Source organism: Lentzea sp. NPDC058436 (assembly GCF_042721515.1).
In the GTDB taxonomy this organism is placed as follows: domain Bacteria; phylum Actinomycetota; class Actinomycetes; order Mycobacteriales; family Pseudonocardiaceae; genus Lentzea.
Genome location: NZ_JBHXLF010000002.1, coordinates 1,176,453 through 1,197,344 on the forward strand (window position 1 = coordinate 1,176,453; position 20,892 = coordinate 1,197,344).

The following is a 20,892-nucleotide window of genomic DNA, read 5'->3' on the forward strand; positions in this document are numbered from 1 at the left end:
TCCTTCCTGGGGTGCCGGTCACTGCCGGCTCAGCACGGTGGTGACGAACTCCTCGGCGACGACCCGCAGCTTGCGGTTCTCCTGCTGGGACTGGTCGACGAGCCGCTGGAACGCCTCCTCCGCCGTGACGCCGTGCACGGCCATGATCATTCCCTTGGCCTGGTCGATCACCGCGCGGGAGTCGAGGGCGGTGCGCAGCTGTTCGGAGAGCTCGGACGCCCGCAGGTACCTGCTGTGGCTGCGCAACGCGACCTCGGCCGCCGCGGCGTAGAGCGACAGCAGTGACACGTCGATGTCCGCGAACCCGCTCTCGTCCGCCGAGTAGACGTTGATGGCACCGGCGTGCTGTTCGTCGACCGTCAGCGGGGTGGAGAGGAAGCTGGCCATGCCCGCGGCCCGGCACGCGCGTGTGAACACCGGCCACCGCTCCAGCGCCTCGTTCATCCCGGCGCGGACGAGCGTTCGCGTCTTCGCGGCGTCGACGCACGGGCCGGCGTCCTCGCGGTACTCCACGGCGTCGAGTTCCACGACGAGCTGACTGGTGGCCGACGCGGTGAACGGCTTCATGCCGTCGAGCAGCGTCACCGACACCCCGTCCGCGCCGGGTACCGAGCGCTGCACCTGCGCGGACACCAGCTCGATCAGCGCGGGGAGGTCGTCTGCACGGCCGAGTGCCTCGTCGAGCGAGTTCAACGCCCTGGTCACCTCGTCCAGGGACTCGCCGAGGGGAGAGCCGTTCGGGTGGTGCGGTGTCACGAGCGTTCACCTTCGTCCGGTCGGATCGCGCGGGACTCGGGGATCAGCCGCTTCGATCACGCGGCTACCCCCACGGCGATCCGGCAAACCGCTCCGATCGGGCAACTGTCCTCAGCGGGCCGGGTGCGCGGACCTCACCCGGCGATGCGCAGGTCGAACCGTTCGGCGGCCCACGCGGCGAGGCGCGGCCGCAGGGCGAGGTACACGTCCGGGTCGAGGCCCATGCCGGTGTGGGTGCTGTGCACCTCGACGCACTCGGCCGACGGGTCGAGGGACAGCTCCCACGGCACGATGCCGTCGGACTTGGAATACAGCGACACCGCGGGCATCCCCGGCGGCAGTGGTGCGGTGGCCGCCGCGACGTTGTCCTCGAAGCAGGTGCCCGACAGGCAGTCGGTGTCCATCAGGCCGGGCACGCCGAGCGACGACAGGCCCGCCAGCGCCCTGGCCGCGAGCAGCACGTGCGGGTGCGCGCCGAGGGGATCGAGCAACGGGCTGCCCATCATCACCAGCCCGCGCACCAGGTCGGGGCGGCGGACGGCGGCCAGCCGCGCGAGGCCGCCACCCCTGCTCTGCCCGAGCAGCACCACCGGTCCGCCGGTGGCCTCCGCGTGCTCCTCCAGGCGGCGTTCGACCCGGTCCACCAGTTCGGACGTGCAGCCGACGGTGAGCCCGACCCCCGCGCCGACCGGCAGGTAACCGCGGTCGCGCAGCCATGTGCCGGCAAAGCTGAGGCTGAGGTCGCTCGCCCCGAAACCGGGCACCAGCACCACCCCGAGTCCCGCGCCCTCGTGCGGGTTCGCCTTGCGCCACACCGGGTGGCGCAGCAGGCGGGGGATCGTGAGGGCGGCGACGGCGACATGTTCGCGCGCCAGCGATCGCAACTGTCCGGCAGCACTCATGGCCTCGCTCGCTTCCGTCCGGGTGCTGTGGAATCGGCCAGGCGGGGCGGGCGCGAAACGCGGAACCACGTCACGTTTCTGCGGCCGTGCTAGCGGGCCGGGCCCGCGACCGGCATCCCGGCGGTCGCGCCGGCCCGTTCGTAGACGCGCAGGAGGTCCGCGGCGACGTGGTCCCAGGTGTACCGGGCGACGACGCGGTCCTGGCCCGCCACCGAGAACTCGTCGCGCAGCGTGTCGTCCAGCAGGAGCAGGCGCACCGCCCGGGACAGGCTCTCCTGCTCCCCGGCCGGCACGAGCAGCCCGGTCACGCCGCCCACGACGACGTCGGCGAGCGCGTCCACCGCGGTCGCGACGACAGGTACGCCGCAGGCCATCGCTTCAAGCGCGAGCGCACCGGACGGTTCGTACGACGACGCGCACACGACGACGTCAGCGGAGCGCAGCAGTGCGGGCATCTCCTGCCGTGTCACGGCACCGGCGAAGACGATCTTCGTGTCGAGGTGCTTCGCGTGGTCGCGCAACCGGGCCACGTCCGGGTCGCGGGTGGTCCGCCCGCTCGGCGGAAGCCCGACGACGACCAGCTCCGCACCGTCCACCCTGGACAGAGCGGTGAGGACGGCGCCGGTGTGCCGGTTCAGCCGCGCGAGGACGCGGTACGGCAGGTCGCGCGCCGCCCGCGGACCTTCGGCGGTGAACTCCGCGACGTCGACACCGCTGGGCACGACGGAGATCCTCGTGCGCCTGACACCGGACTTGGTGAGCTCGAACGCCTCACTGGCGCTGCCGGCGGTGAGTTGCGCCGCCTCCCTGCCCACCAGTACCTCGATCCGGCGGCGCTCACCCGGCGCCTCGGCCGTCGCGAGCGAGTGGAACGTCTGCACGACGGGGACGCCGATCCGCCGGCCGCCGAGCACGCTCGCCATGCCGGACATCCAGCCGTGCCCGTGCACCACGTGCGGCGCGGACGTGGCCCACTCGTCCACGAGGAAGGAGGTGAAGTCGCCGACGTCCGGCAGCACGTGCTCGTCGTCGAGCGGCTTGGCGGGCCCCGCGGGCACCCGCACGACCTCGACACCGCGGCCGGTGCGCGTCCGTTCCGGCACGTCGCGGCGATCCCGGCGGCGGTAGACCGTCACCTCGTGGCCCTGTCTGGACAACGCGGCGGAAAGCCCGGTGACGTAGGCGTCCTGCGGGTCGGAGACCTCGGCGTGCGGGCTTCCGTGGGCGGACACCATGGCGATTTTCACTTGGTCACTCCAAGTTGCTGGCGTGTGACGAGCACGCGGCACGAGCTGTCTGCTCAACTCGGAGTCGTCGACCGCCCGCTTCAGGGCACTGGGCCGGATACCCGATCCCCGCTCGCCCGAAACCCTCAGACCGGTGACCCGTCCGGATCGGCCGGCCGCACGCGCAGGATGTACGCGGTGTCCACGACGGTGATGGACCGGTCGGCCAGCAGCACCGGCATCCACGAACGCCCGGTCTCCGGATCGACCACGTGGGTGCCGTTCACCACGCCGTGCACGTAGGTGGCCGGATGCAGCGCGCCGGTGTTGAGGTAGGTGACGACGCAACCGGGACTGGGGGACGGAGAGGTCGGCATGAGGCGGTCCCGGTGGCTGGAGGGCTACGTGGTGCTCGACGTTCCTGGCGAGTACCCGCTGGGGATCGCCGAAACCTCGCCCCGGGTAACGGGTTCGCAACAGCGTGCTACGACCTCATGGGGGAAAGCCGGGGAAGCGCGGGAGGCGCGCCGACGGCCCGGCGGCGGGAACTCGCCACCGGGCCGCTGACGACCTCGCGTCGGATCGAACCGCTGTTCAGGCCGTGATCACCGGTGGGCGACGGCGAAGTTGTCGAACGCCGCGCCGGTGTTGAAGACGCGCACCCCGTTGGCCCCGCTGGAGAAGCTGGTGTCGGTCACCGAGATCTTCGGCGTGGCCATGTCGCCGACGTACACCTTGATCGACGAGCCGATCGCCTCCACCCGCAGGTGGTGCGCGACGTTCGGCCGGACGGTCACCGGTGCCGAGGCGAGCTGAGTCCAGTTGTTGTCGGCCTTGCCGAGCACCACCCGCCCGTTGCCGGTGATCCCGGCGTAGTAGCCGCGGTAGCTGTCCGTGCCGGTGGTGGCGCCCGTCGCGCGGAACACGACGCCGCTGTCACCGTTCGCGGACCTCGGGGTGATGTCGGCGTCCTGCGCGAAGTTCGAGAAGTTCGTGTCCAGCAAGGACTTCCCGCCGAACGAGGCCCCGGTCTCGTACCTGCCGCCGCTCGCCGACCACGTGCCGCCGTGGGTGGTCCAGCCGACGGCGTTGCGGTCGTCGAAGTTGTCCTTGACCCGCATGGTCACCGGCGCGATGGTGCCGTCGGCGTTGAAGGTCATGCGGTCGTAGGCGATCTGCCGGTCGTTGGCGCCCGTGCGGCTGAGCGGACGCCGGTGGTAGACGATGTACCAGATGTCCGTACCCGGCACGTTGATCACCGAGTTGTGGCCGGAACCCCGTGCCACGGAGGCGTCCTGGCTCAGCACCCGGCTGATCTTGGTGAACGGCCCGGTGGGGGAGTCGGAGATCGCGTAGGACACCGCGTAGTTCGGGCCGGTCCAGCCGTCCTCGGACCACATGAAGTAGTACTTGCCGTTGCGCTTGAACATCTGCGAACCCTCGGTGAAGTTCGCCGGCGTGATCTCCTTGTACGTGCTGCCGTCCGCGAAGCTGCCGAGACTCGTCATGTCGGCGTTGAGCTTGACGACGTTGGCGTGACCCCAACCGCCGTAGTACATGTACGCCTGACCATCGGTATCGATGAACACGTCCTGGTCGATCGGCTGCGCGCCGTTGACGAACTGGGCGATCAACGGCTTGCCGATCGCGTCCCGGTACGGCCCCTCCGGCCGGTCGGCGACCGCGACGCCGATGCCGCCCAGTTCGGAGTTGCTCTGGATGTCGTTGGCGCCGAAGTAGAGGTAGTACTTGCCGTTGCGCTGCACGGGTGCGGGCGCCCACACGGCGCGGCGTGCCCACGAGACGTCGGCCTTCGTCAGGACGTTGGGGTGCTTGGTCCAGTTGACGAGGTCGGTCGAGGAGAAGGCGTCGAGGTAGGTCTGCTCGTCGTACGGCCGCGACGAGGTGGGGAAGATCCAGTGCTTGTTGTCGTAGAACGCGACGTCGGGGTCGGCGTACCACCCGTCCACGATGGGGTTGCCGGCCTCGGCCGTCGAGAAGTCGGGCACGGCGGCCGCGGACGAGGCCACGGCGGGCACGCTGCCCAGCAGCAGGGCGGCCAGAGCTGTCGTGACGATCTTTGACGTCAAAGTCTCGTCCAATCTGCAGGGATCGCTTTACAACGTTGTAAACACGGTGCGCATCGATCCAAACACTCGCCGTGGACCGCTGTCCAGATCGGGAACGAGAACGCGGTGATCAGCGGGCTCCGCTGATCACCGCGCCGGAGTGTCCTGGTCTCAGATGCCGCAGCTCGGGGCGGACCAGAAGCGAGATGACTTGTGCGCGACGTGCACGTGGTCGTTGTGGCCGGTGTAGCCCGGTCCGAGGATCTCGTTGAAGCCGTGGTTGCGCGCCTGCTTCGCGAGCGCGCAGAAGCCCTGCGGTCCCGCGCCCAGGTCGACCGCGTCGCCGTAGAGGTGACGGCTTCCGGCCGCGCCGCCGACGGCGTTGTTGCACGCGACGCTGCGGAAACCGCCGTTGACGTCGATCGGCCTGTCGCCCATGGCGTGCCGCATCGCCTGCAGCTTCCACATGGACACCAGGGCGTTGGCGCGCGCGGTCGCCGCGGAGACGTTGCCGCCGGCCCAGGTGGTGTTGCAGTTGTTCAGCTCGTCGTAGGTGAAGTTGACCGGCGTGCAGTCGTTGTCCTGCAACGCGTAGATCTTCGTGAACGTCGCCGACCCCGCGACGCCGTCGGCGCCGAGCCCGTAGGCCTGCTGGAACCGCGTCACGGCGGCCTTCGTGGCGGGCCCGAACTGCCCGTCGATGCCGAGCACGGCGCCGTAGCCGGGGTAACCCGCCACCCTGATCTGCAACTGCCGCACGTCCTCACCCGACGCACCCTGCGACAGGGTGCGGTTCCAGGTGTAGCAGGCGTCGGCGGCCGTCACCGGATCCGCCTGCGCCGTCGCGGCAGGGGTGACGACGACAGCGGAGAGCAGGGCGGCGACCGGTAAGAGAAAACGGAGTTTCATGACAAGCGGCACCTTTCGATCACAGGGACGTGCAGCCTGTCGAGTCCGCGCCGGGTCTGTCAACGAGCAACCAAATGAACTTCCAGTTCGGCGAACGGAAACCACCTGGATGGCCGTGTGGACGAGTTGGCGGCGGCTCCAGAAATCTTCCCGGCGGGGGATTCAGGTCGGCGCTCACGGGAATCCAGGGCTCGACGTCGCACCTGAGACTCAGGTGCCGGGGAAGGACACGTGGGCACCGACGACAAGATCGACGCCAAGGCCGACCAGCTCAAGGGCAAGGTCAAGGAAGGCGTCGGCGACGCGACCGACGACAGGAGCCTTCAGACCGAAGGCCAGGCGGACCAGACGAAGGGCCACCTCAAGGAGGCGGCCGAGAAGGTCAAGGACGCGTTCAAGAAGGACTGACCGGCGTCCTGAGCGCAGCGGAGGCGCACACCCATGCGGTGTGCGCCTCCGCGCGTGTTCAAGGGCGTTCGTCCGCAGTGGACGGACGCGTCGTCTCGTCCGGCGTCAGAGGACGCGGACGGACACGGCCTGAGGTCCCTTGGCACCCTGGCCGATCTCGAACTCCACCGGTTGGTTGTCGGGGATGCCCTGGTGGTCGTAGTCCTGCACCTCGGAGTGGTGCAGGAAGAGGTCAGGGCCGCCGCCTTCGGGAGCGATGAAGCCGAATCCCTTGGTGCCGTTGAACCACTTGACGGTTCCCTGGGTCATCGAAGCGCTCCTTCGGTCGACCGGAACACGCCTGGCGCCTCCGGAGTGCGTGGCGCGAGGCCCGTCAGGCCCAGCATCTGCAGCAGGTCCAGGCAGTCGCCCGCGTCACGCGAGTGTTCGGCGACTCTGTGCGCGGCCTGACGCTGTTGAACGGCCGCGGCCTGTTCGGCGTCGAGGCGGGCCTGGGTGAAACCTTGGGCGGGCAAGGAGGAGTGCGGGCGATCCGGCGGCAAGCCGGTGCTCCTGTCTCCGGCCGGAGGAAGTGAGACCTGGCCGAGTTGAGCCGGGGACCGCGGCGGCTGGATGCCGGCAACTGGAACCCCAACGAGCCCGACAGTACCCCAGACGGAGGACACCTGCGTGCGAGTAGGTGACTTGGCGTCTCGGGGCAGGTGCCTCGCGGGACTCGGACGGCGTCTGCTGCGGGCCCGCTTCACGCCGTCGCTGGGTGCGACCGAACCCGGTCGCACCCAGCTCTGCCGCTAGTTGCCCGCCACCTGCCACGCACCGAACGGTGCGTCCGGCCCCACGGCCGTCTGCACGCGTTCCCGCAGCCGCATGTCCCCGCCCAGCGCGAACACCCGCACGAGCCCCTGAGCGTCCACGACCGCGGCGGGCGCGGCCTCGTGGTAGCCGCCGAGGTCCTGCCACGGCCCGAAGTTCCCGGCCGCGTCCTGGCGCACCAGGCTCAGGCCGTAGGAGTCGTTGCGCGCGAACGCCAAGGTCCGGCCACCGGAGGTCACGGCGGCGACCGGCCCGAGACCGCCCATGCCACCGATGTTCACCGGGGTCGTCTCCCACGCGCCGTTCGCCGACTGCTCCCGCAGCGTGCCCACGGACCCGTCGCCGTGGCGGCGGGTGAAGACGCGGACCCGGTTCGAGTCCAGTGCCGTGCCGATGGACGCGGTGCTCTGCGCGGCGACCGTCAGTGCCTGGTAGACCGTGGAGCCGCCGACGTTCTGGTACCAGTGGAACGCGTTGCCGTTGCCGTCGGCGAAGACGTGCATGCGCCCGCCCGGCGCGGTGATCGCGGTCGGCTGCGACATCGCCTTGCCGCCACCGCCGGACGCGGTGGCCCAGCCGCTGCTGAAGCTGTTGCCCACCTGCCACTTGTTGGCGAGCGTGCCGGCGCGGTTCACCACGTACAGTTCGAGGTTGCCGTTGGAGACGCCGAAGACCGGTGTCTGGTAGGCGGGTGTGCTGGTGTTGGGGTTGCCGAGCGACGTCCACGCGCCGAAGCTCTGCGCGCCCGCGGCGGTCTGCGTGCAGGTGCGGATCGCGGCCGTGTCGAGGTCGAGCACCGCGAGCTGCAACCGGTTGTCGCCGCGCATCGCCACCGCGACACCGGGGGCGAAGGAGCCCGCCAGCAACAGGGACGGGCCGACCCAGGCGCCACCGGTGGGCTGGCGCCACCACATCAGGGAGTCGCCCGCCGCGATGAACGCGTGCAGCGTGCCGGCGCTGTCCCGCGCGACCCACTGCGGTGACACGGGCCAGCGCTCGTAGCTGCGCGACAGGTTCACGTCGAACACGTCGCCGCTCAACGGGTCGAGCGCCTTGTACTTGTTGTACGCGTTGACCTTCGGCGTCCGCAGCGCGAGCGGTACGTTCATCTGGGACTGTCGCGTGTTGTAGCAGCGGTAGCGCACGAGCAGCGCGTACGGGCGGCCCGTCGGTCCCTCGTAGGTCTTCACGGCCCGCTGCGCGAACTTGGCCGTGTGGATGTGGTCCAGGTGGTCCGGCATGCCGTTGGCGTACCGCGCGTCGTCCGGGTACGGGTCCTGGCACCGGATCACCGTCGCCTGGAACTGCTGCAACAGTCCTACCAGGACGTTGACCACGTCGGCGTGCGTGTAGGTCTGCACGCGGTTGGCCGGGCTGCCGGTCGGGACGATCGTGCTGGTGCTGTACGAGGTGTTGTTCCACAGGTTCGTGGTGGCGTCCTCGTGCAGGTCGTCGCCGCCGTCGGGCAGGTTCAGGTAGACCAGCTGCACGTTCGGCTTGCCGTCGAGGGTGTTGACCTCGACGGTCTTGCCCGCCACGACCATCGCGGTGCGCGTCCAGGTGCTGGGCACGCCCGCGAGGGACGCGTAGGCGTTGCGCTGGCCCTTGTGCAGCTCGGCGGAGAGCTGTTCGCGGGTCAGGTTGTTCGTGCCGTTGAACTCGTCGGCGGTGAGGATGATCGTCCGCACCGGACAGCCGGACAGGATCGCCGGCTGGATGTCCGGGTTGATGAACAGCAGGTCGTCGTCGGAGTGCGCGATGATGTTCACGAAGCTCGCACCGGTCGGCGCCTCGGCGTGCGCGGTTCCGGTGCTGACGCCGACGGCGGTCAGCGCGGCGGCGGTGCCACCGGCCTTCAGAACCGTGCGTCTGCTGATCTTGGGCATTGGACGGCCTCCCCGTGCTCTGATGCACGGACTTCGGTCGCCGATGAATCTTCGTTACACCGATCCGCTCAGCCAGTACGTGCGGACGGTCGTGAACTCGCGGATGCCGGCGGCGGCGAGCTCACGGCCGTGGCCGCTGCGTTTGGTGCCGCCGAACGGCAGCCGCGGGTCGGAGGCGACGATCGCGTTGACGAACACCGCGCCGCTCGTGACGGCCCCGGCCAGCCGGAGCGCGCGGTCCGGGTCGGAGGTCCAGATGCTGACGCCGAGCCCGTACTCGCTCGCGTCGGCCAGCTTCGCGAGCCCCGCGTCGTCGGCTGCGGTCGCGAGCGCGGCGACGGGCCCGAACGTCTCCTCGTCGAACGCGGTGACACCGGGACCCGTGCCGGCGAGGACGGTCGGTTCGTAGAAGTAGCCGGGTCCGTCGACCGGGTTGCCGCCGAGCAACAGGGTCGCGCCCTGGCCGATCGACTTCTCGACCTGGACGTGGAGCTGGTCGCGCAGGTCGGCGCGAGCCAGTGGACCGATGGCCAGTTCGCGGGCAAGATCGACGAACCTGGCGGTGAACTCGTCGGCGATCGCGTCGTGGAGCAGGAACCGCTTGGCGCACACGCAACTCTGGCCCGCGTTGGTGAACCGGGCGCGCACGGCGGCAGCGGCGGCGGCCTCCACGTCGGCGTCGTCCAGCACGATGAACGGGTCGGAGCCGCCGAGCTCCAGCACGGTCTTCTTCACCGCGCGGCCTGCCGCCGCGCCGACCGCCGCGCCCGCCCGGTTGCTGCCGGTGAGCGTGACGGCGGCGACGCGGTCGTCGGCGATGATCCGCTCGCTGACGGCGGGCACGTCGGGTTCCGCGACCACGAGCGTCGTCAGCGCACCGGGCGGGAATCCCGCGCGGGCCAGGAGGTCCTGGATCGCGAGCGCGCTGCCGGTGACGTTGGGCGAGTGCTTGAGCAACACGGTGTTGCCGGCGGCGAGAGTGGGGACGGCGAAGCGCATCACCTGCCACAGCGGGAAGTTCCACGGCATCACCGCGAAGACCACGCCCAGGGGTTCGTACCGGATCCAGGCGCGGGTGCCGGGTCCGACGTCGACCGGTTCGTCGGCGAGGATCCGTTCCGCGTGGGCGGCGTAGTGCTCGGCGGTGACCGCGGACTTCTCGACCTCGCCGAGTGCCTCCTCGACGGGCTTGCCCATCTCGGCGGTGATCAGGGCGGCGAGCGAATCGCGTGAGGCGCGCAGTTCGCCGGCCAGCACGCGCAGGTGCGCGAGGCGGCGGGGCAGTGGCGTGGCGGCCCAGACGTCGGCGGCGGACCGGGTGGCGGCGATCGCCGAGTCCACTTCGGACGGCGTGAAGGCCTTGTAGTCGGCCAGGTTCGCGCCGGTGGCGGGATTGACGGTCGTGATCGTGCTCATGGGGGAGGACTCCTCGTCAGGTGATGCTGATGGCGCCGGTGAGCACGGCGAAGACGATCCAGGCCAGTGACGCGAGCGTGACCCAGAGCAGGCTGAACCGCTGGAAGTCGCCGAGGTCGCGCTTGACCAGCCCGAGCAGCACCCACAGCGGTGCGGAGGCGGGGCCGACCGAGTGCAGCATCTGGCCGATGACACCGGCGCGCGCGATCTCGTCTGCGGGGATGCCGAACTGCGCGGCCGACTCGGCGAGAACCGGGAGCACGCCGAAGAAGTAAGCGTCGTTCGACATGAAGAAGCTCAGCGGCAGGCCGATCACGGCGGTGAACACCGGGATCAGGTTGCCCATCCCTTCGGGCACGACGGCCAGCATCGACTTCGCCATCGCCTCGACCATGCCGGTGTCGGTGAGGATGCCCGTGAAGATCCCCGCCGCCAGTGCCAGCACCACGACGGGTACCGCGCTGGACGCGTGCCGCTTGATGACCTCGCCCTGGTCGGCGAGCTTCGGGTGGTTCACCAGCAGGGCGATGACGAACCCGGCGATGAACAGCGTGACCAGCGGGGCGACGCCCAGGACGAGCAGCACCAGCAGCAGCGCGGTGAGGCCCGCGTTGAACCACATCCTCCACCGGGGCGTGGCCGGCACGGTCTCGTCCGGCTCGCCAGGACCGCCGGTGATGGTCGCCGTGGTGGTGCCACCGCCGCGGGTGCGGCTGGACGCGATCTCCCTGGCCACCTCGGCGATCACCAGCGGGTCGATCCGCCGGCGCTGGCGCACGCCCAGGAGGTATGCGATGAGGACGATGACACCGCCGGTCAGCGCGAGCGAGGGCAGGAACGGCACGAAGTAGGCGGTGGCGTCGAGGTGCAGCACGCTGATGGCCCGCGTCGCCGCGCCGCCCCACGGCGTGGAGCCGGACACCGCGCCCAGCGCCATGGTCGCGATCGTCGCGATGACCAGCGGGTTGATGCCCAGCCGGCGGTAGATCGGCAGGAACGCGGAGCAGATGATCATGTAGCTGGTGGTGCCGTCGCCGTCGAGCGCGACCAGCAGCGCCAGCACCGCCGTGCCGACGCAGATCCGGACCGGGTCCCCTTTGGACAGTCGGATGATGCCGCGGGACACGGGGTCGAAGAGCCTGGCGTCCATCATGACGCCGAAGTAGAGGATCGCGAACAGCAGCAGGATCGCGGTCGGCGCGACGGTCTTGATGCCGCTGACGGCCATGTCCCCGAGATCGCCACCGCGCCCGGCGAGGATCGCGAAGACGACCGGTGCCGCGATGATCGCGACGAACGCCGTGGCGTACTTGCGCAGCACGAGCACCATGAACGTGCCCAGCGTGAGAAAACCGAGAACGGCAAGCATCTTTGCTTCTCCACTCGCGCGGATTGGGTGCGTCGGCCGGAGAGGTCGGGTGCGGTTCGTGCCGCGCCGACCGGCCGTCGGGGTCCGGAAACGGTGAAGGCGACGGTAGGTCGCTGCTCGGTATTTTACAAGTAGGAAGTACCAAGAATCTTGGTCGCACCAAGTCCGCGGTAGGTGATCGTCGATCACCCGTGGTGGTGTTCGTGCTGCTAGGAGCCGGTCTTCTCGGTCGTCACGGAGCTGAGGTGCTCACGCATCCGCTCGGCCGCCTCGGTCCGGCGGTCCGTCAGCAGCAGGTCGGCGATCTCGACGTGCTCGCGGCACCGCACCACACCTCGGGCACGGGGGAGCGAGCGGCGGTATTCGACCAGGCGGCGCAGGTTGTCGACCCTGCGCAGCGCCTCGATGAAGAACCCGTTGCGGCTGCACTCCGCGATCGTCTCGTGGAAGACGTGGTTGATGTTGAACAGCGCGATGTTGTCCAGGTCGTGGATCGCGCCGTCTGCGAGCCGTTGCTGCTGGTCGCGGACGTGCTCCAGCGCCTGGCGGTCGAGCACGAACGTGGGTTCGAGGATCGCCGCCGGCTCGATGGTGAGCCGGAAGCGGTAACTGTCCGCATAGGACTGCTCGGAGGTCAGCGTCGGCTGGAACTCCCAGCCGTAGCCGGGAAGCCGTTCGATCCAGCCCTCCGTCGACGCCCGGCGCAGGATGCGGTTGAGCTGTGCCGGGGTGAGGCCGTACTGGCGGGCCAGCGCGCTCTCGGTGACGCGGTCGGGCAGCGCGCCGTCCAGGCGGTCGGAGGCGATGGTCAGGTAGACGGCCTCGTCGGCGCCGTCCTCGGCGTCCTCGGTGAGGTCGAGGTCGCCGATCTCCAGAACCGTGTAGCCGCCGCGTTCGGCCTCGGCGACCGCGCCCGACTCGGCGAGCAGGCGCAGTGCGTTGCGGACGGGTGAGCGGGAGACGCGCAGCTGGTCGGCGAGGGTGCGTTCGACCAGGCGGGTGCCGGTGGCGACCTGCTCCGCGCGGATGTAGTCGACGATGCGCGCGGCGACCTGACGGGTGAGCTGAGTCGGCGGCATGCGTCCATCCTCGCGGGGGCGATCGTTCGCCGCAGTCTACGGGCGCGGAGACGCGGGTCACGTTCGTTGGTATTACTTGTTGGCAAAATACCAAGGCCGGGTTACGGTGGCGTCAACACCACGAACCCCGGATCGGACTCCCCGATGAACGAGACCTTCCCCGCCTCGGTGCTCCGCCCGGCCGAGCTGCCCGCCTTCTCGCGCGGCGGTGGCGCCAGCACGATCCCGCTCGTGACCGGTGCTCGCGGCGCCGCGGTGTTCCTGAACGGACAGACGTTGTTCGAGGGCGGCGCGGGCATTCCGCTGCACACGCACAACTGCCCGGAGAGCGTCGTGATCCTCGAAGGCGACGCCGTCGTCGAGATCGACGGCGTGGAACACCGCCTCACCCGCTTCGACACGACCTACGTCGCCGCCGGTGTGCCCCACCGCTTCCGCAACGCCTCGGACACCGCGCCGATGCGCATCCTGTGGACCTACGCCTCCGTCGAGGCCACCCGCACGATCGTCGCGAGCGGCCTGACCACCCGCGTCGACGCCGAGCACTCCCGCTGAGAAAGGCAGATCCGACATGACCAAGCCCTACCGCCTCGGCGTCCTGCACGGCGACGGCATCGGCCCGGAGATCGTGCCCGCCACCGTCACCGTCCTCGACGCGGCCCTTGCTCGCGCCGGCGTCGAACCCGTCGAGTGGACCGAACTCCCGTTGGGCGCCAGTGCGATCGAGACCCACGGCGCCCACACCCCGCAGGAGACGCTCGACGCGCTGGCAGGCCTGGACGGGTGGCTGCTCGGCCCGCACGACAGCGTGTCGTACCCGCAGCCGTTCCGCTCCGAGCTCAACCCCAGCGGCACCATCCGCAAGCACTTCGACCTGTACGCGAACGTCCGCCCCGCCAAGGCGTTCCCCGGCGGCAACGCGGTCGTGCCCGGCACCGACCTGGTGATCGTCCGCGAGAACACCGAGGGCTTCTACGCCGACCGCAACACCTTCGCGGGCACCGGCGAGTACATGCCGACCCCGGACGTGGCCGTCGCGATGGGCATCGTCACCCGCGCGGCGACCGAACGGATCGCGCGCACCGCGTTCGAACTCGCGCTGCAACGCGACAAGCGCGTCACGATCGTCCACAAGGCCAACGTGCTGAGGCTGACCACGGGCCTGTTCCGCGACGTCTGCCGCGAGGTCGCCGCCTCCTACCCGGACGTCACCGTGGACGACTTCCACATCGACGCCATGACCGTGCACCTAGTGCGCCGAGCAGACAAGTTCGACGTGATCGTCACCGAGAACATGTTCGGCGACATCCTCTCCGACCTCGCCGGCGAGATCGCCGGTTCACTCGGCATCGCGGCCTCGGTGAACTCCTCCGACACCCACGCCATGGCGCAGGCGGCGCACGGCTCCGCACCGGACATCGCGGGCAAGGACGCCGCCAACCCGATCGCGATGATCCACTCGGGCGCGATGCTGCTGGACTGGCTGGCGGGCAGGCACGACGACCCGCGCCTGCGCGACGCCGCCGCACGCGTGGAGGCAGGCGTCACGGCCACCGTCGTCAGCGGCACCAGCACCCGCGACCTCGGCGGCACCGCGTCGTGCAGCGGCTTCACCCAGGCCGTCGTCACCGCGATCGAGACCGCCTGACATGGCACTCGTCGCACTGGTCCACGCGACCCCGGCCCCGATGGCACCAGCGGCCGACGCCTTCGCCACAGCCATGCCGGACGCACGCCTGTGGAACGTCCTCGACGACACGCTCATCACCGACGCCGAGCAGGCGGGCAGCCTCACCCCGGAGCTCAGGGACCGGATGCGCACCCTGATCGGCTACGCCGTCGACAGCGGCGCGGACGCCGTCCTGCTGACGTGCTCGATCTACGGCCCGGTCACCGCCGAGCTGGACCACCCGGTGCCGGTCCTGCCGCCCGACCGCGCGTTGTTCGAGGAGGTCGCCCGGCTGGCACCGGCCAGGGTGCTCGTGCTCGGCCCGGCCGAGGCGGGGGCGCGGGACACGGCGGACCGGTTGCGCGCCCACCTGGGTGCCGGAGCGGTCGTCGAGGGCGTTGCGGTGGCCGGGGTGCGCGACGCGCTGGCCGCGGGGGACGTGGCACACGCCGCCGAACTGGTGGTCTCGACGGTCCGCGCGCACGACACCGACGTGGTGGTGCTGGGCCAGTTCTCGCTCGCACCGGTGGCCGAGGCGGTCGCGGCGGCGCTGGACGTGCCCGTGCTCAGCGCTCCGCAGCTGGCGGCGCGGGCGATCCGTGCCGCGCTGGGAGGGTGAGGCCGGTGCTGGGCTGCATCGCCGACGACCACACCGGGGGCAGTGACGTCGCCGCCGCGTTGAGGAGAGCGGGAATGAGGGTGGTCCTGCGATTCGGACTTCCGAACGCCGAGACGCGGCTGCCCGACTGCGATGCCGTCGTCGTCGCCCTCAAGACCCGAGCCCTCCCCGCCGCCGAAGCCGTCGCCCACACCCTCCACGCCCGCCGATGGCTGGCCTCCCAGGGCGCCGACCGCCTCTACCTCAAGTACTGCTCGACGTTCGACTCCACCGACGACGGCAACATCGGCCCGGTCGCCGACGCGGTCGCGGACGGCGCGCTCACCCTGATCTGCCCTGCCTCCCCGGAACACGGCCGCACCACCTATCTCGGCCACCTGTTCGTGGACGGCACGCCGCTGTCCGAGTCGCCGATGCGGCACCACCCGCTCACCTCGATGACCGACTCGAACCTCGTGCGGGTGCTCGGCCGCCAGACACCGCACCCCGTCGGCCTGCTCCCGCTGGACGTCGTGCGCGGCGGCGCGATCCGCGAGCACCTGGACTCGTTGGCGGCAAAGGGGATCCGGCACGTCGTGGTCGACGCCACCGAAGACGCCGACCTGCTCGCGGTGGCGCGCGCGACCGTTCACCTCCCCGTGGTCACCGGTGGCGCGGGACTTGCGGGCGCGATCGCCCGCGCCACCACCACGACCGCCCAGGCCGAACCGGCGACGCTGCCGTCCGGTCCCGCCGTCGTCCTGGCCGGCAGCTGTTCCGCGGCCACGCTCGCGCAGCTCGACCAGGCCCTGGCGCGGTTCCCCGGCCACCGGCTCGACCCCGTCCGCACGTCGGATCCGGAGGACCTGGTCCAGGAGGCGTTCGCGTGGCTGGACGAACACTTCGGCGACGGCCCGGTGGTGCTGTACTCGTCGGCGAGCCCTGACCAACGAGCGGCCGCTCGCGCCGCCATGGGGCCGCACACCTCGGAGCTGCTGGAACAGGCGCTCGGCAGGGTCGCCGAACGCGCGGTGAAGCTCGGCGCGCGACGCGTGGTCGTGGCGGGTGGCGAGACGTCCGGCGCGGTCACGACGGCGCTGGGCGTGGAGCAGGTGCTGGTGGGTGACGAGGCGGACCGCGGAGTGCCGTGGTGCCTGACCACCGGCGACGACCCGCTGGCGTTGCTGCTGAAGTCGGGCAACTTCGGCGGTCCCGACCTCCTCGTGCGGGCTGCGGGCGATCGGTGACCGCCGCCCAGCTCGTGGCCGTCGGCGCGTCGTTGTTCGACCGGCGGCTCACCCACGGCCGCACCGGCAACATCAGCATCAAGGAACGCGGCCGGATCCTGGTCACGCCGACAGGGGTGAGCCTCGGCGCCCTGGACGCGTTGTCCGAGATCGACGACGAAGGACGGCACGTCAGCGGTCCGCCGCCGACCAAGGAGGCGTTCCTGCACGCCGCCGTCTACCGCGCCCGTCCCGACGCCGGCGCGGTGGTGCACCTGCACTCCACCCACGCCGTCGCGGTGTCGTGCCTGGCCGACGTCGATCCGGCCGACGTCCTGCCGCCGCTCACGGCGTACTACGCGATGCGCGTCGGAAAGCTGCCGCTGCTGCCGTTCCACGCTCCCGGCGACCCGGCGCTGGGACCCCTGGCCGAAGAGGCCGCCCGCACGCACCACGCCCTGCTGCTGGCCAACCACGGCTCGCTCGTCGCCGGTCCCGACCTGCTCACCGCCGCCGACGCCGCGGAGGAGCTGGAGGAGACCGCCCGCATCCACCTTCTGCTGCAAGGCCATCGCACTACAGTGGCCACAGTGGACGAACCAGAGGAGAACCGGTGATCACCCCTGTCGCGACGGCCGACCTGGTCGACGAGCACGGCGACGCGCTGCGCGTGTGCGACCTGCAGTTCCGCTCCTTCGGCGGCCGGGCGCGGTTCGCCGGCCGGGTGCGCACGGTGCGCTGCTTCGAGGACAACGACCTGGTGCGCACCCTCCTGCGCTCGCCGGGCGAGGGCCACGTGCTCGTCGTCGACGGCAGTGGCTCCCTGCGCACCGCGCTGACCGGTGACCTGATCGCCACCGCCGCCGTGGAGAACGGCTGGGCCGGGCTCGTGCTGCACGGCGCGGTGCGGGACAGCGCCGCCCTCGCGTGCATGGACCTCGGCGTGTTCGCGCTCGGCACCATCCCGCGCAAGAGCGGCAAGACCGGCGCGGGCGAGGTGGACGTGCCCGTGACGTTCGGCGGCATCGAGTTCGGGCCGGGCGACGTGCTGCACGCGGACGAGGACGGCGTGGCGCTGCTGCCCGAGGGGTGACGATTCACCAGGCGTCCCGCTGCCGCCTGAGGGTGATGACCTACCAGCCGTGGCGCTGCTGCCCCAGCCGTGGCGACCTGCCAGGCGTCCCGCTGCTGCCCGAGGGTGACGACCTACCAGGCGTGACGCTGTGCCCGAAGCGTCACGAACTACCAGGCGTCCCGCTGGAATCCCGCGGGCTGCTCGTCCTCCGGCTCGTCGGCCACCCTGCGCGGCCGGACGGGCGGTGGCGTCGGCGGTGTGGCGAGCTGAGGAGGTGCGTCCGGAACGTGCTCCGGCACCTTCTTGATCAGCCCGTCGGTGACCAGGCCCTGGTAGAGCGCGCGGACCTCACCGCGCGCCCGGCCGGCCGCCGTCCGCACGGTGTCGACGATCAGCGGGCCGAGGTCCGGCCTGCCCGCGACGGTCAGCCCCACCAGCATCCCCGTCGAGTCGACGACCGCGTGCACCTGGCCGTCGGGTGAGGTCGCCGAGCCCTGCACGGTGCCGGACCGCGACTTCACGGCGTCCAGGGCCTGAGCCTGCCTGGTCACGCGGGTGAGGACGTCCTCAGCGGACGCGCGCAGTTCGGCGGCGCGCGCGGTGAAGTGGGCGGAGTCGGTCACGGCGTGCTCCTGATCTGCTCGGGGTAGCGGTCTTCCTTGTCGCCGAACGGGCCTCGGTCGGTGCCGGGGTCCTCGTCCACGGGAGGTTCGGTCACGACGTCGGTCTTGGGCAGCCTGTCCCGCACCTGCGGCGTGTACCCGTCCTCCGGGTGGAAGTCGTCCGGCCGGTACTCGCCGGCGGTGACCACCTTTGGGCGTTCCGGGCGCACCCACTTGAGCTCATCACCGGTCAGATAGCCGGTGACCTTCGCGAAACCCTGGTCGACGAGCGCCATCTCGGCCTGGGCGGCTTTGACGATGTTCTCCCCGGCGGCCACCATCGACACGAGCACCTGGGCCTCGTTCTCCCCGTCGATCGCCGCGCTCGCGACGCTCGCCGCACCGGCCGTCATCGCCGACCCGACCGCGATGACCAGCAACGCCCCGGTGCCCGCGGTGAAGGCGCCGATGACCCCGGCGACCGCGCCGACGATGGCGAGGGTGAGCTTGGTGCTGTTGTCCCCGGCGGACTGAAGGCCTTTGGTGGTCGCGTCGATGAGCTGCAGGACGTCGCTCCTGAGCTTCTCGATCACCGCGTGGTGCGCCTTGTGCACCATGACCAACGCGTCGAGGAGCTCGCGCTTGCGCCCCATCGCGACCTTCATGCCGCGCATCCAGCTGCGCGCCTCGATCGCGGCGTTGCCTTCCCAGTCGTCCAGGTAGTCGATGGCGTCTTCGAGGAGCTTCTCGTAGTCCCTGCCCACCGCCATGTTCAGGTCGTTGAGCCTCGCGATGGCCTGGGTGGACGCCTCCAGGTCGCCGGAGCCGAACTCGCGGAACATGTCGGCCATGCGCGGCGCGATCGGCCCGCCGAAGAAGGCGTGGTCCTGTCCGAGCGACTCGGAGAACACGCGGTAGAGCTGCTCGAAGGTCTGGGCCTGAGCGTCCATTTCGGACTGCCACGACATCAGCTCAGCCCTTCCCGTGCGATGGTGTTCATGGCGTTCGCGCTCTGCGTGTCGGCTTCCCGGTAACGGGAGGCGATCTCGCGCAGTGCCTTCGCCGCCAGGCCGAGCGTCTCGGCGTTGTCCTCGAACACGCGCTCCAGGTACCCCCTCGCCTCCTGCCACGAGGCCAGCGCCGGTTCGCAGAGCGAGCCCTGACCGGCGCTGAACGCCTCGTCGAACTCGCCTGTCGCGGCGAGCTGCGCCCGTGCCGCGCTCAGCTCACCCGCCAACGGTGCCAGCGCCTGGTTCGCGGCGCTGTCGAGGTTCTCGGCCTCGGTCTTGAAACCCCCAGCCACATCGTCCTCCCCAGTGGTCTTCCCCAGTCGGTACGGGTCGGACGGTAGCGCTGACCCGGGAGTTCCGTGAGGTGAACCGGACGAGTAGTTGCACCTACAGCGCAAAGGCTCCCCTCCGCGCCGGGTTCGCTGCCAAGATCGGGGACGCGGTGACTCGAGCCAACTGGAGGGCAAGTGGTCCGGAGACACAGCAGGGCAGTGGCGTCCGCGGTCGTGGCGATCGCGGTGCTCCTGTCGACGGCGACGCCCGGCACGGCGGCGGGCCCGTCGGCCGAGTACCGGGAGGCGACGGCGGTCGTCCTCGCTCCGCGGGAGCCGGCGCCCGTCACGGCCGCCGCCGAACGGTTCTGGGAGCTCCAGCTCAACCTGTGCAACAGCGGGATCGCGGGCTGTTACCGGCAGGGCCGGTCGATCCCCGAAGCGGCCGACCTGATCCGTCGCGTGCGCCCGAACCTGGTGACGCTCAACGAGATCTGCTCCAACGACGTGCCGAGCCAGCTGGCGCCCGCGTTGCAGCAGGCATGGCCGGGCGACCACGTCTACCACCTGTTCGTCCCGGCGGTCCGCCGCGACACCGGCACCCCGGTGAAGTGCGTCAACGGCCAGGACTACGGCAACGCGGTGCTCGGTCGCGTGGCGGCGGCGAACTACCGTGGCGTGAACGCGTGGAGCGGCCGGTACACCAGCCAGGACAGCGGAAACGAGCAGCGCACGTTCGCCTGCGCTTACGCCGTGGGCGACCACCTTTCGTGCGCGACGCACCTGTCCGCGAGCAGTGAGCCGGTCGCGCTGGCCCAGTGCAGGGCGTTGCTGTTCGACGTCGTCCCGAACATCCGGTCCGCCGAGGGACTGACCGGGAGGACGGTCGTGGGCGGCGACTTCAACCTGGAGTACGACACGTCCGATCCGGAGAACGCGCAGAACTGCGTGCCGCCCGGCCACGTCCGCAAGGGCGACGGTGACGTGCAGCACGTGGTGTTCTCCGGCGACAACGCGTTCGTCAGCACCACGAAGTACGGCATGTCCCACACCGATCACGACGGGTTCCTGGTGCGACTGAACAAGCCGTGACGCGGGGGAGCGGCGCGTCCGTCCACTGAGGACCGGAGCGCCGCTCCTCGTTCAGCAGGACGTCCGGACGCCCTGACCGGCGGCCAGCGCCTGCTCGACGTCCGGATGGATCCTCAGCACGTCGTCGAGCCCGGTCATCTTGATCGGCCGCAGCACCACCTTGTGCGCCGCCACGATCCGGAACGGGATGCCCGCCGCCTCGGCGTCGCGGTGGTGTCTCAGGAGCTCGTTGAGCCCGGCCGACCCGAAGAACCGGACGGCGGACAGGTCGACCACGACGGGGTGCGGCGGGGTGGCCATCGCGAGCGCGGTCTGCAGCTCCATGCGCAGCGGCAGGACGGTGAACTCGTCGACCTCGCCGGCCGCGCGCACGACGATGGAGAGGTTGTGCACCTCGCGTTGCACGTGCAGCGGTCCGAGGAAGGTGTTCGGCATGGCAGGAGCCTCCTGGCCGTCGCGAACTGAGCTTCGGAAGTGGACGCAGCTGCATGTTCAACCGCTTGTTCCCGCGACTG

24 protein-coding genes are annotated in these 20,892 nt (G+C 70.7%); 8 read left to right on the plus strand and 16 right to left on the minus strand.

All coding sequences use genetic code 11. The features are described from left to right. Nucleotides 1–18 precede the first annotated feature (18 nt). The 6 genes from ACFWN2_RS12585 to ACFWN2_RS12610 form a co-directional block, all read right to left on the minus strand. Nucleotides 19–756 (minus strand): ANTAR domain-containing protein, encoded by a 738-nt coding sequence (locus ACFWN2_RS12585; protein ID WP_382427076.1) that lies wholly within the window; start codon nucleotides 754–756, stop codon nucleotides 19–21. Nucleotides 757–890: 134 nt separating this feature from the next. Beyond that, a complete protein-coding gene (locus tag ACFWN2_RS12590) occupies nucleotides 891–1,658 on the minus strand; it encodes an esterase/lipase family protein (protein ID WP_382427078.1) in 768 nt (255 codons plus the stop codon). An 89-nt stretch (nucleotides 1,659–1,747) separates the two neighbouring features. Next, the gene (locus tag ACFWN2_RS12595; RefSeq protein WP_382427079.1) at nucleotides 1,748–2,905 is read right to left on the minus strand and encodes a glycosyltransferase; all 1,158 of its coding nucleotides are present in this window, start codon (nucleotides 2,903–2,905) and stop codon (nucleotides 1,748–1,750) included. 125 nt (nucleotides 2,906–3,030) lie between these two features. Continuing rightward, nucleotides 3,031–3,261, minus strand: coding sequence for a hypothetical protein (locus tag ACFWN2_RS12600; RefSeq protein WP_382427080.1), 231 nt, complete (start codon nucleotides 3,259–3,261; stop codon nucleotides 3,031–3,033). A 228-nt stretch (nucleotides 3,262–3,489) separates the two neighbouring features. Continuing rightward, the gene (locus ACFWN2_RS12605; protein WP_382427082.1) at nucleotides 3,490–4,974 is read right to left on the minus strand and encodes a family 43 glycosylhydrolase; all 1,485 of its coding nucleotides are present in this window, start codon (nucleotides 4,972–4,974) and stop codon (nucleotides 3,490–3,492) included. A 150-nt stretch (nucleotides 4,975–5,124) separates the two neighbouring features. Then, nucleotides 5,125–5,862, minus strand: coding sequence for a D-Ala-D-Ala carboxypeptidase family metallohydrolase (locus tag ACFWN2_RS12610; RefSeq protein ID WP_382427084.1), 738 nt, complete (start codon nucleotides 5,860–5,862; stop codon nucleotides 5,125–5,127). A 231-nt stretch (nucleotides 5,863–6,093) separates the two neighbouring features. Here ACFWN2_RS12610 and ACFWN2_RS12615 point away from each other — a divergent pair, with 231 nt between their 5' ends. After that, nucleotides 6,094–6,270 carry a CsbD family protein gene (locus ACFWN2_RS12615; protein ID WP_382427085.1) on the plus strand — a complete coding sequence of 59 codons (177 nt, stop codon included), beginning with the start codon at nucleotides 6,094–6,096 and terminating at the stop codon, nucleotides 6,268–6,270. Nucleotides 6,271–6,375: 105 nt separating this feature from the next. On the opposite strand, the gene ACFWN2_RS12620 is transcribed toward ACFWN2_RS12615, so the two are convergent. The 6 genes from ACFWN2_RS12620 to ACFWN2_RS12645 all read right to left on the minus strand — a co-directional run bounded on the left by ACFWN2_RS12620 (nucleotide 6,376) and on the right by ACFWN2_RS12645 (nucleotide 12,833). Further along, nucleotides 6,376–6,579: a cold-shock protein gene (locus ACFWN2_RS12620; RefSeq protein WP_382427087.1), complete on the minus strand. Its 204-nt coding sequence runs from the start codon at nucleotides 6,577–6,579 to the stop codon at nucleotides 6,376–6,378. After that, on the minus strand, nucleotides 6,576–6,812 hold the full coding sequence (locus tag ACFWN2_RS12625; protein WP_382427088.1) for a hypothetical protein: 237 nt from the start codon (nucleotides 6,810–6,812) through the stop codon (nucleotides 6,576–6,578). The genes ACFWN2_RS12620 and ACFWN2_RS12625 overlap by 4 nt, the downstream gene beginning before the upstream one ends. A 249-nt stretch (nucleotides 6,813–7,061) precedes the next feature. Continuing rightward, entirely contained in the window at nucleotides 7,062–8,969 is a 1,908-nt protein-coding gene (locus ACFWN2_RS12630; RefSeq protein ID WP_382427090.1) for a hypothetical protein, read from the minus strand. 54 nt (nucleotides 8,970–9,023) lie between these two features. Beyond that, entirely contained in the window at nucleotides 9,024–10,385 is a 1,362-nt protein-coding gene (locus ACFWN2_RS12635) for an aldehyde dehydrogenase family protein (RefSeq protein WP_382427092.1), read from the minus strand. A gap of 16 nt (nucleotides 10,386–10,401) precedes the next feature. Next, nucleotides 10,402–11,754 (minus strand): CitMHS family transporter, encoded by a 1,353-nt coding sequence (locus tag ACFWN2_RS12640; RefSeq protein WP_382427094.1) that lies wholly within the window; start codon nucleotides 11,752–11,754, stop codon nucleotides 10,402–10,404. 209 nt (nucleotides 11,755–11,963) lie between these two features. Then, the gene (locus ACFWN2_RS12645; RefSeq protein ID WP_382427096.1) at nucleotides 11,964–12,833 is read right to left on the minus strand and encodes a GntR family transcriptional regulator; all 870 of its coding nucleotides are present in this window, start codon (nucleotides 12,831–12,833) and stop codon (nucleotides 11,964–11,966) included. A gap of 144 nt (nucleotides 12,834–12,977) precedes the next feature. On the opposite strand from ACFWN2_RS12645, the gene ACFWN2_RS12650 reads away from it, so the two are divergent. Genes ACFWN2_RS12650 through rraA form a run of 6 tightly spaced genes read left to right on the plus strand, consistent with a single transcriptional unit; the run spans nucleotide 12,978 to nucleotide 17,419 of the window. Further along, nucleotides 12,978–13,388: a cupin domain-containing protein gene (locus tag ACFWN2_RS12650; RefSeq protein WP_382427098.1), complete on the plus strand. Its 411-nt coding sequence runs from the start codon at nucleotides 12,978–12,980 to the stop codon at nucleotides 13,386–13,388. Nucleotides 13,389–13,404: 16 nt separating this feature from the next. Continuing rightward, nucleotides 13,405–14,481 (plus strand): isocitrate/isopropylmalate dehydrogenase family protein, encoded by a 1,077-nt coding sequence (locus tag ACFWN2_RS12655; protein WP_382427099.1) that lies wholly within the window; start codon nucleotides 13,405–13,407, stop codon nucleotides 14,479–14,481. 1 nt (nucleotide 14,482) lies between these two features. Further along, nucleotides 14,483–15,121, plus strand: coding sequence for an AroM family protein (locus ACFWN2_RS12660; protein WP_382427101.1), 639 nt, complete (start codon nucleotides 14,483–14,485; stop codon nucleotides 15,119–15,121). A gap of 5 nt (nucleotides 15,122–15,126) precedes the next feature. Then, the gene (otnK, locus tag ACFWN2_RS12665; RefSeq protein WP_382427103.1) at nucleotides 15,127–16,347 is read left to right on the plus strand and encodes a 3-oxo-tetronate kinase; all 1,221 of its coding nucleotides are present in this window, start codon (nucleotides 15,127–15,129) and stop codon (nucleotides 16,345–16,347) included. Continuing rightward, on the plus strand, nucleotides 16,344–16,943 hold the full coding sequence (locus ACFWN2_RS12670) for a class II aldolase/adducin family protein (RefSeq protein WP_382427105.1): 600 nt from the start codon (nucleotides 16,344–16,346) through the stop codon (nucleotides 16,941–16,943). The genes otnK and ACFWN2_RS12670 overlap by 4 nt, the downstream gene beginning before the upstream one ends. After that, nucleotides 16,940–17,419 carry a ribonuclease E activity regulator RraA gene (gene rraA / locus ACFWN2_RS12675; RefSeq protein WP_382427107.1) on the plus strand — a complete coding sequence of 160 codons (480 nt, stop codon included), beginning with the start codon at nucleotides 16,940–16,942 and terminating at the stop codon, nucleotides 17,417–17,419. The genes ACFWN2_RS12670 and rraA overlap by 4 nt, the downstream gene beginning before the upstream one ends. A 149-nt stretch (nucleotides 17,420–17,568) precedes the next feature. On the opposite strand, the gene ACFWN2_RS12680 is transcribed toward rraA, so the two are convergent. Genes ACFWN2_RS12680 through ACFWN2_RS12690 form a run of 3 tightly spaced genes read right to left on the minus strand, consistent with a single transcriptional unit; the run spans nucleotide 17,569 to nucleotide 19,306 of the window. Beyond that, nucleotides 17,569–18,024, minus strand: a complete 456-nt coding sequence (locus ACFWN2_RS12680) for a hypothetical protein (protein WP_382427109.1) — start codon at nucleotides 18,022–18,024, stop codon at nucleotides 17,569–17,571. Continuing rightward, a complete protein-coding gene (locus tag ACFWN2_RS12685; protein WP_382427111.1) occupies nucleotides 18,021–18,953 on the minus strand; it encodes a hypothetical protein in 933 nt (310 codons plus the stop codon). The genes ACFWN2_RS12680 and ACFWN2_RS12685 overlap by 4 nt, the downstream gene beginning before the upstream one ends. 17 nt (nucleotides 18,954–18,970) lie before the next feature. Then, entirely contained in the window at nucleotides 18,971–19,306 is a 336-nt protein-coding gene (locus ACFWN2_RS12690; protein ID WP_382427113.1) for a hypothetical protein, read from the minus strand. A 174-nt stretch (nucleotides 19,307–19,480) separates the two neighbouring features. Between ACFWN2_RS12690 and ACFWN2_RS12695 the strand changes: the two genes are divergently transcribed. After that, nucleotides 19,481–20,377 (plus strand): endonuclease/exonuclease/phosphatase family protein, encoded by an 897-nt coding sequence (locus ACFWN2_RS12695; RefSeq protein ID WP_382427114.1) that lies wholly within the window; start codon nucleotides 19,481–19,483, stop codon nucleotides 20,375–20,377. Nucleotides 20,378–20,428: 51 nt separating this feature from the next. On the opposite strand, the gene ACFWN2_RS12700 is transcribed toward ACFWN2_RS12695, so the two are convergent. Then, complete coding sequence (locus ACFWN2_RS12700) at nucleotides 20,429–20,812, minus strand: STAS domain-containing protein (protein WP_382427116.1); 384 nt, start codon at nucleotides 20,810–20,812, stop codon at nucleotides 20,429–20,431. Between the last annotated feature and the right edge of the window lie 80 nt (nucleotides 20,813–20,892).